Source organism: Oligoflexia bacterium (genome assembly GCA_034439615.1).
GTDB lineage: Bacteria > Bdellovibrionota > Bdellovibrionia > JABDDW01 > JABDDW01 > JAWXAT01.
Map to the genome: position 1 here is coordinate 1 of JAWXAT010000044.1, position 10,227 is coordinate 10,227.

General features: G+C 39.6%; 8 protein-coding genes. 7 read left to right on the top strand and 1 reads right to left on the bottom strand.

Translation table 11 applies throughout. The features are described from left to right. From SGI74_10405 to SGI74_10425, 5 genes are all read left to right on the top strand, one after another. Window positions 1-358: HNH endonuclease signature motif containing protein (locus SGI74_10405; GenBank protein MDZ4677905.1), on the top strand; the 358-nt coding region annotated here is incomplete at its 5' end. 311 nt (window positions 359-669) lie between these two features. After that, entirely contained in the window at window positions 670-1,818 is a 1,149-nt protein-coding gene (locus SGI74_10410) for a Fic family protein (GenBank protein MDZ4677906.1), read from the top strand. Between the two features lie 170 nt (window positions 1,819-1,988). Next, window positions 1,989-3,113 carry a molecular chaperone DnaJ gene (gene dnaJ / locus SGI74_10415; protein MDZ4677907.1) on the top strand — a complete coding sequence of 375 codons (1,125 nt, stop codon included), beginning with the start codon at window positions 1,989-1,991 and terminating at the stop codon, window positions 3,111-3,113. A 298-nt stretch (window positions 3,114-3,411) separates the two neighbouring features. Then, on the top strand, window positions 3,412-5,319 hold the full coding sequence (gene dnaK / locus SGI74_10420; GenBank protein ID MDZ4677908.1) for a molecular chaperone DnaK: 1,908 nt from the start codon (window positions 3,412-3,414) through the stop codon (window positions 5,317-5,319). A 123-nt stretch (window positions 5,320-5,442) separates the two neighbouring features. Then, a complete protein-coding gene (locus SGI74_10425; protein ID MDZ4677909.1) occupies window positions 5,443-6,045 on the top strand; it encodes a hypothetical protein in 603 nt (200 codons plus the stop codon). Between the two features lie 67 nt (window positions 6,046-6,112). On the opposite strand, the gene SGI74_10430 is transcribed toward SGI74_10425, so the two are convergent. After that, complete coding sequence (locus SGI74_10430) at window positions 6,113-6,754, bottom strand: hypothetical protein (protein MDZ4677910.1); 642 nt, start codon at window positions 6,752-6,754, stop codon at window positions 6,113-6,115. A gap of 56 nt (window positions 6,755-6,810) precedes the next feature. Here SGI74_10430 and SGI74_10435 point away from each other — a divergent pair, with 56 nt between their 5' ends. Beyond that, window positions 6,811-7,560, top strand: a complete 750-nt coding sequence (locus tag SGI74_10435; protein ID MDZ4677911.1) for a glycosyltransferase family 2 protein — start codon at window positions 6,811-6,813, stop codon at window positions 7,558-7,560. Further along, on the top strand, window positions 7,557-9,905 hold the full coding sequence (locus tag SGI74_10440) for a heavy metal translocating P-type ATPase (protein MDZ4677912.1): 2,349 nt from the start codon (window positions 7,557-7,559) through the stop codon (window positions 9,903-9,905). Before SGI74_10435 ends, SGI74_10440 begins: the two co-directional genes overlap by 4 nt. Window positions 9,906-10,227: the final 322 nt, after the last annotated feature.

A 10,227-nucleotide genomic window follows, 5' to 3' on the forward strand; every position in this document is an offset into this window, starting at 1 on the left:
GGATCAAAATGCTGAGAAGGATCAAAATGCTGAGAAGGATCAAAATGCTGAGAATGATCAAAATGCTGAGAATGATCAAAGAATCGCGAATGTGCAAGCGGCCAATCCCCAACTGGTCCCGGGACCAGTGATCAACATTCCTTTTGAGCGGACTCGTATAAAAGCCAAAATCACTCATCAACTCAACTTACGAGATCAGGTTCAGTGCACTCAAATCACTCCCGATGGAAACAGATGCGAACAGCGAAAATGGCTTCAAGTTCATCATATTATTCCTATTAGTCATGGTGGGCAAAATGAACTGCCAAATCTCAAAACGCTTTGTACTGCTCATCATCAAATGGCACATGAGCATTAAAGGTCTAAGATCTGATCATGAATACACAATTAGTGAATCGGGGGAGAATTTTAAAAATTTCTCTCTCGATTTTTTTTCGCATCACAGGTTTAATATTCGCATTCACATTCATTCTAAATCTTTCCAACATCAAAAGGGTGGGCGTATCGTATGCTTGATACAATCACAACGCTTGATCCACGGTACAAAATCGTTTATCGCGCAGGAGCAAGATTAAAATAGAAGATCCACAAGGCCTAGGACCATTTACGATAATGTCCGAACTTGCCAGATCATGCCATATAATTTAATATTTTATGGCATGATATGGCATGATCTGGTATGCTTTAAAAATGCTGTCATTTCAATTAGATAATGAATCTACAAAGCTATTAATTGCCCTTAATGAGGCTGTTTTAGAGAAAAATACTCTTCTAGCGGCTATGTCTACAAAGGATAAAGAGGCTATTCATCATTATGCCTGGATCAGTACAGTGGGTGCTTCAACCCGTATCGAAAACGCCATATTGACAGATTCAGAAGTTGATTGGCTCGACTCTGTATTAGAAAAAGATGCTAAAAAAACGGCCTTTGAAGCTCACAAAAAAATCATAGCAGACAAGTTTTCAAAAGATAAAGAGCGTAGCCTTGAAGAGGTAGCTGGATGTCGAACTGTTTTACTTCTTATTTATGAACAAGCAAAAAGCTATACTCCTTTTACTGAGACTATCATGAGGGGACTACATGCAGAACTACTCCGGCATTATTCGAAGCCTGGTATTGTTAAGGGGGGCTATAAGAATCACCCCAATTCTGTCGTTGAAGAAAATCATAGTACTGGTCACAAAAAAACCATTTTTAAAACTGCTGCCCCAGGTTTAGAAACGGAATTAGCCATGAAGGAACTTGTAGCATGGTACAATGATGCTATTCGCAAAGAGCCGTGGACTATAGCAGTTGCCTGTGAATTTGTTTTTCGTTTTTTAGCGATCCATCCATTTCAAGATGGAAATGGTAGGTTAGGACGGGCTTTATTTTTAATGTCACTTCTTCAATCCCCTCAAGAAAAACTCGCCAATGTTGTCTATTGTCTGGCGATAGATCGACATATCGAAAGACATAAGGAAGAGTATTATATTGTTTTAAATCAATGCTCTGATGGAAAATTTGAGGTTGATTCAAATAAATACAAAATAGAAATATTTTTAAGGTATATGCTAAAGGTTTTACAAGAATCCCTTAAGGACATTGATTTTTACATTAAGCGAGTAGAAGCGTTTAAGAAATTATCAGAATCAACCCTAAAAGTTTTTGAGTGCTTCAAAGAGTTTCCAGAAATTCGACTCAAACCAAAAGCAATCCAAGAAAATACGGGTCTTCCAACTCGAACAGTTTCCAATGCGTTGACTGCACTTTTGGCAGACGAGTTTATTCAGCGTAATGGTAGAGGTTCAGCTACTTATTACCAATTAATATTCTGAAATTTTAAATTGCAGGTTGACCCGGGACCAGTTAAAAATATTTCATTGAAATTAATAAGATGGCAGTGGGCGAATGGGCTACTCTTGACAAAACCTGAAGAATTCTCAATTTACATAGGTGGCATTACTGCGCTAATAAGAAATGAAGATAAATATTTTTAGGATTTAAGATGAACGACTTTTACGAAATTTTAGGTGTACCCAAAAATGCCACTCAAGATGGCATCAAGAAAGCCTATCGTCAAAAAGCATTAAAATTTCATCCTGATAAAAACCCGGGCTCAAAAGAAGCTGAAGATAAATTTAAAGAAGCTGCAAACGCTTACGAAGTTCTAGGTGATCCTGAAAAACGATCACAATATGATCGTTACGGAAATACTGGTCCCCAAATGAATGGCCAAGGTTTTCAAGATATCAATGATATCTTTCAAAATTTTGGTGACATCTTTGGTGACATTTTTGGTCAAGCACGTGGTGGTACAAATGCCAGCAATTCGCGCCCACGTAAAGGTGCCGACTTAACAACTACAATTGAAATTAGTTTTGTCGAATCAGCAACAGGTGTTGAAAGAGAAATTCAATTCAATCGCCTTATTCATTGCCAAGATTGCAACGCCACAGGTGCAAAAAAAGGTACACAAGTTCAAACCTGTTCTCAGTGTCATGGCAAAGGCAGTGTGTTTCACTCTCAAGGATTTTTCAGCGTCAGTTCCACATGCTCAAAGTGTCGCGGCAAAGGTAAAGTAATTTTAGAAAAATGCCCCGCGTGTGATGGCAATGGTCGAAAAAATGCAAAACGAAATCTCAAAGTTAAAATCCCACCCGGAATTAATACCGGTGGCAGATTGCGTTTAAGCTCTGAAGGTGAAGAAGGCGAAAAAGGTGGCCCCGCAGGTGATCTGTACGTTGAAATTTATGTAACACCTGATAAAAGATTTAAGCGTGATGGTAATGATGTGATTTCAAATCTCACTGTGACCATGACCCAAGCGATTTTAGGAACGCGCATCGAAGTCGAAACAATTAAAGGTCGTGAATTTGTAGATATCATTAAAGGAATTCAAAACGGCGATCGCATCAAACTTCCGGGTCAGGGTTTTACTTCTGTTAGAGGTTATGGCCGTGGCGATCACTTTATTGAAGTTACTGTAAAAGTTCCTGAAAAACTCACCCGTCGCCAAGATGAAATCATGCGAGAATTCGCAGCCATTTCTGATGATGTGGTTAATCGCCCCGTCGCTGGCTTTTTTGAACGCTTTAAGCGTAAGCCCACAAATACAACCGACAAACATTGAGTTAAAGTAAAATACAAAACAGGTAGGGGGTTAGTTCTCTAGGCAGTAATCACAATCTGGTCATCATGAGTAATGGTGCCAGCCTTTAAAAGCTTCAGCACCTCCTGCTCCATTCTATATGTCAATTTTGATATATGAAGGGCGTAATATTTCTTTGCATTGGGCCCTTTCTTTGTCCAGACCCTCTATATTTGCTATAAAATCTCGAAAAATTTAATTCCTGAGGGTTGACGGATGTTTAAGAGCACCCACATTAGTCATATAACAAAGCACATAGACTCGTATTGGAGGATCTAAAATGGGTAAAATTATTGGAATCGATCTTGGAACTACAAATTCTTGCGTAGCCATTCTTGAAGGTGGAGAACCAAAAGTTCTCACTAACGAAGAAGGCGCACGCACAACACCCAGTGTTGTGGGTTTTACAAAAGATGGCGAAAAACTAGCTGGGCAAATCGCAAAACGCCAAGCTGTGACAAATCCTGAGAACACAATTTATTCATCAAAGCGTTTTATCGGACGTCATTTTGAAGAAATTAATGAAGAAGTTAAACGTGTTCCTTATAAAGTCGTAAAAGTAAAAAACAATGAATGTGCATTTGATATTCGCGGTAAAACATTTAGTCCCGAAGAAATTGGTGCATTGATATTACAAAAACTTAAAAAAACAGCAGAAGATTATTTAGGTCATGAAGTAAAAGAAGCGGTCATCACTGTTCCTGCATATTTTAACGATGCTCAACGACAAGCCACAAAAGATGCCGGTCGCATTGCGGGTCTTGATGTTAAACGTATCATCAACGAGCCCACAGCTGCTGCACTTGCATACGGTTTAGATAAAAAGAAAGAAGAAAAAATCGCAATCTTCGACTTCGGTGGTGGAACATTTGATATTTCAATTCTTGAAGTCGGCGATAATGTTGTCGAAGTAAAATCAACCAATGGTGACACCCATCTTGGTGGTGACGACTTCGACGATAAAATCATGGAATGGCTCATCAGCGAATTTAAGCGCGATCAAGGAGTAGATTTATCTAAAGATAAAATGGCTTTACAACGTCTTAAAGAGGCTGCTGAAAAAGCAAAAATTGAGCTTTCAAGCGTTCAAGAGACCGAAGTCAATCTGCCCTTTATTACCGCAGATGCTACAGGGCCAAAACATTTAAACATTAAACTTTCTCGCTCTAAGTTTGAACAACTTATTGATCCACTTGTTCAACGTTCAATTGAACCTTGTCGCAAAGCTTTAAAAGACGCAGGGCTTGCCGCATCTCAAATTGATGAAGTTGTGCTTGTGGGTGGTTCAACGCGTGTTCCAATGATTCAAAAAATGGTAAAAGAATTTTTTGGAAAAGAGCCCAACCGTAGTGTTAACCCCGATGAAGTTGTTGCCATTGGTGCTGCAGTACAGGGTGGCGTTTTAGGTGGAGAAGTTAAAGACGTTCTACTTCTTGACGTAACACCTTTAAGTCTTGGTATCGAAACTCTCGGTGGTGTTGCGACAAAATTAATTGATCGCAATACGACTATCCCAACTCGCAAGTCACAGGTGTTCTCTACAGCTGCTGATAGCCAACCCAGCGTTGACATCCATGTCATCCAAGGGGAGCGTGAGATGGCTGGAGATAATAAAACTTTAGGTCGCTTTGAACTTGTTGGTATTCCGCCAGCACCTCGCGGTGTTCCTCAAGTTGAAGTAACATTTGATATTGACGCAAACGGTATCGTGCATGTTTCTGCAAAAGACTTAGGCACTGGAAAAGAACAGAGCATTAAGATCACGGCATCAAGTGGTCTTAACGAAGATGAAATCAAACGCATGGTGCGTGAAGCTGAAGCAAATTCAGATTCAGATAAACAGCGTCGTGAGCAAATCACTTTGAAAAACAATTTGGATAATCTCGTTTATCAGACAGAAAAACTAATTACTGAAAACGAAGCCAAATTAAACGCAGAAAATATTGTAAAGGCTAAAGAAGTTATTGCTGAATCAAAAACAGCTATTGAAAAAGCTGACTATGACAGTATGAAGAGCCTTTATGAGCGACTCACTAATATAACGCATCAATTCTCTGCTGACCTGTATAAACAATCTGGTAGTGGTGGCGGCGGTGGTGGTGACACAGGCGGTGGAAGTGCCGACGATCAATCAGCCAAAAAGGGCGGAGACGACGTGGTCGATGCTGAATATAAAGACGTAAATTAAGATATTGTTAGTTTTTAATATCGAAAAAGGCCACTCTGAAAAGGGTGGCCTTTTTCTTGACAACTAACAAACTTCAACCGATCGTCATACCTGGGTAAGAAATCAATTTAATGGAGGCTTTTCATGAAATTCTTTTTAGCTTTAGCAATCATGTTAATGACAAGTTCAGCTTATGCAGGGGATGTACAGGGCCGTATGAGTTTTACGCTTCAACCTGCATATGGTAACGGAATTTACGGTATCGATATTCGCAATGAAGACGGCAAAATTTTGGGCAAAACTTTCTTTGGCCCCTCTGGTATGATCAATCTTGGCATTACAGATACAGGTGTTAAAGGTTGGGCTGGCGGTGCCGGTGCTACTGATTTATCTTGTGCTGCAATTCGCGAAGGTGTTTCACAATGCTCAGGTCTCATTGCAGGTCGTGGTTCTAAATTTACAATAACTGAAGAAGTACTTAACAACGGGAAAAGCCTGTTGGTTAAAGGTTCGATCAATCATCACCATTTCGAAATCAAACGCAATGTTTACGGTACGATTGAAGTGAATGGCCGTGGCGGAATGAAGTTGAAAAAACAAAGCGAAGGTGAATACTCAGGTCAAGGAATGTTAAATGCAAATATGCATTCTCGCTTTAGTGCCGATATGAAAACAGAAGGCAATATGCTTGAAATGAGTGGGCTCATGATGACGGTATTTTTAGCTGCACCACTTACTTTACTCTGATCATTTTAATTTAATTTGGTTTTTATAATTTTTTGAATTAACAGGCCATAACGAAAGTTATGGCTTTTTAATTTGTGTCAGAAATTGTTGAAGTGCCATCGATGGGTAATGTAAATCCTATGGTGAGATAATTAAAAGCTGCGTTCATGTTAATTCCATACTCTGCAATAACTCGAAACGCTGTGTCTTCATTATTCATTGTCCAACTTGAACCTAAAACAAATTGTGAGGGATATGATGTTTGGAGGCTCGCAAATGTGATTCCAAAAGGTGTTGAAACATAAGGTGTGAAAATTCCAAATTCTTCAGCATTAAGTCTTTTACTTATCAGTGGATGAAACCGTAAGCCCAGTGCTTGTGAGCCTTGGTGGTTTGCATAAATAACGCCAGCAATTGCGCCCACAGCAGGTTGATATTTATAATCTGGAAGTGGGATGTATTTAATGAATCCACCTGCTTGAACGGTGCGTGTTCCACCGCCGAGTAAAAATTTATAGTTTACAGATTCTGATGCTCCTAAATCATAATGAGCCATGAAGTTTGTTGCAGTGGGGCTTGTCATAATAAATTGTGTTTCAAATCCGACTTGGTTTTGATCGGGCCTGACGATTTCGCCTGTATCAAATGTGGAATAATAACCAAAGGCCGGTAGACTTAAGGTCAAAACCAAGAATACAATAATGATGTTGTTGCGAGGGCGTCTTTGCATTTAAAAACCTCAATAAAGTAATATAGTTATACTATATATATCGCGGTGTGTCAAATATGAAAAAACATGTGAGTTTAGTGATTATAACCCTAAATGAAGAGGCCAATATAGCTCGCTGTATTCAAAGCGTGCCTTGGGCCGCTGACATTATTGTGGTTGATAGTTTCAGTAGCGATCGCACAGTTTCTATTGCGGAGGGTCTAGGCGCGCGTGTGGAAAAACGAGCTTTTAAAGGTTATCGAGATCAAAAACAATATGCACTTTCACTTGCGACACAACCTTGGGTTTTATCACTTGATGCTGACGAGGCGTTGAGCCCGGCATTGGCAAAAGAAATTTTTGAAGCAACAAATCAGTCAAAGTATGATGGTTACCGAATTTCACGTTGTAGTTTTCATTTAGGGCGATGGATTAGGCATGGTGGTTGGTACCCTGATTATCAAAGGCGACTTTTTAAAAAAGAAAAAGCCCAGTGGCAAGGTGGCGCTGTGCATGAGTATCTTGAGATCACAGGAAAAGTCGGTGTGTTAAAAAACGATATTCAACATTATGTTTTTCGTGATCTTGATGATCAAATAGACACAAATAATGAATTTAGCACATTAGGTGCAAAAGAACTTTTTCGATTGGGCAAAAAACCATCACTTTTGAAACTTGTATTTAAACCCATCGGAAAATTTATTGAATGCTACCTGTGGAAGCGCGGTTTTCTCGATGGCCCGGCAGGATTCATTATCGCTCTGGGAGCAGCACAAAGTTTATTTTTGAAGTACGCAAAACTTTGGGAAATGCAAAAATTGAAATGAAAAATCAGAAAACCGAAAAAGATCTAGTGTGTGATATGGATGTTGATCCAAACGATTGTGCGGGAAGTACGGAGCATAAAGGTAAGTTATTTTATTTTTGCTCCTCACACTGTCTGGCAAAATTCAAAACTGATCCCGCAAAATTTCTAATGAAATCAAAATTGAATCTAAATCAAAGTGCAAATCAAAGTGCAAATCCAAAAACATTACCTAACACATCGCTCGTCGTTTACACATGCCCCATGCATCCAAATATTCAAAGTGTCGGGCCCAGTAGTTGTCCGATTTGCGGCATGGCGCTTGAACCATTAGAAGTTACATCATCTGACGATACACCAAACCCTGAGCTCGTTGATTTTACTTATAGACTCAAATGGAGCATCGGTTTTTCTATTCCGCTTTTGATTCTTGCCATGAGTGAGATGCTTTCTGGAAATCCATTTCACACCTGGATTCCTGGGAACGAGATGAATTGGGTTCAACTTTTTCTATCAGCTCCTGTAGTATTATGGGCTGGGTATCCATTGTTTCATCGCGGTTGGTATTCTATTAAAACAAAAAATCTCAATATGTTCACACTGATTACTTTGGGAACTGGAGTTGCATTTGCATATAGTCTTCTAGCAACTTTTGCTCCGGGTATATTTCCAGTGGATTTTATCGAGCATGGTGGAAGAATTGGAGTTTACTTTGAAGCCGCCGCAGCAATTGTAACCCTTGTACTTCTGGGGCAGGTCTTAGAGCTTCGTGCGCGAGGGCAAACAAGTTCAGCCCTTAAGGCGTTATTAAAACTTGCACCTAACACCGCACGCAGAATTAATGCTGATGGCACAGAGCTAGATGTTGATCTTGGTGAAGTTCAACTCGGTAACAAACTTCGTGTTCGGCCTGGAGAACAAATTCCAGTTGATGGAGCTGTGCTTTCAGGAAAAAGTTCTGTTGATGAAGCAATGCTAACGGGAGAACCTATTCCAGTTGAAAAATATGAAGGCGAAAAAGTAACAGCTGGTACTACAAATCAAACCGGAAGTTTTATAATGATTGCAGAAGGTATCGGAAAAGACACTTTGCTTTCGCAAATTGTTAAAATGGTAAATGAAGCCCAACGAAGTAGAGCTCCCATTCAAAAACTTGCTGATCAAGTTTCAGCATGGTTTGTTCCAGCAGTTGTCATCATTGCGATAATTACAGCTATTACTTGGGCGGTGTTTGGCCCATCACCTGCGTATATTTATGCGTTAGTGAACAGTGTTGCTGTGCTTATTATTGCTTGTCCGTGTGCACTCGGGCTTGCAACGCCGATGTCAATTATGGTGGGTGTTGGTCGGGGCGCTCAAATAGGTGTTCTTGTGCGAGATGCAGAAGCGCTTGAGGTTTTAGAAAAAATCAATACATTAGTATTTGATAAAACAGGCACCTTAACCGAGGGAAAACCTAAACTCATTACTGTAAAAGCATTTCAAGGTTTCACCGAATTAGAAGTTCTAAAATTTGCAGCGAGTCTTGAAAAGGGAAGTGAACATCCTCTGGCAACTGCTATTTTAAACGGCGCAAAAGAGCGTGGTGTAAATCAATTGCCTGTAGTTCACAACTTTCAATCAATCACAGGTCAAGGAATTACAGGTGAATTAGACGGCAAACGTGGAGCTCTTGGAAATCAACGCCTGTTAGAATCTCAGAGCGTTGAAATGAAAAACTATAATGAATCAAGTTCACAACTTAGAGCAGAAGGCCAAACAGTTTTATATTTATCAATTGATGGAAAACCTGCGGGTTTACTTGGTGTCGCAGATCCAATTAAAGTACACACACCAGAAGCGATTAAGCTGCTTAAAGAAAAAGGATTAAAACTGGTAATGTTGACCGGTGATAATAAAGAAACAGCTCAAGTTGTTGCAAAAAAATTAGGAATTACTGAAGTCTATGCAGATGTTTTGCCTGATCAAAAAATAGAAATTATTAAAAAACTCCAGGCCGAAGGTCGAAAAGTAGCAATGGCCGGCGACGGTGTGAACGATGCTCCAGCACTTGCATTAGCAGATGTAGGTATTGCTATGGGTTCAGGCACAGATGTAGCAATGCAAAGTGCAGGAATCACTCTAGTGAAGGGTGATCTTCGTGGTATTGCTCGAGCAATTAATTTAAGTCATGAGACTATTAAAAATATTAGGCAAAATCTTTTTTTCGCCTTTGTATACAATGCTCTGGGTGTGCCTCTCGCAGCTGGCGTGCTTTATCCAGTATTTGGTTTATTGCTTAGTCCAATGGTCGCGAGTGCAGCGATGAGTTTAAGTTCTGTATCTGTTATCGGGAATGCATTACGCCTAAAAAAAGTAAGGCTTTAAATGGTCAATCATCTGACTAAAAGTTAGACAGTTTAAGAGCTATATAATTAGATTTTTTAGACTTTTACTGAATTCATAAAAATGGTATTCTTATAAAGTAGATTTGGTATTTTGCCAAAGCAGTCCGTCATCTGGAATAAATAAATATTGAAGGATATTCAATGTCGAGTAAACGGGCGAGCTCATGGGTTTTATTTTTTGCATTTGCTATTATTTTTAGCGGATGTAAAACTTCAAAATTCCCGACACGTCCACCAACTGCCAATAATCTTCGTGCTCAATTACCAACTGCTTCACCAACACCAGTAAGAACACCGACACC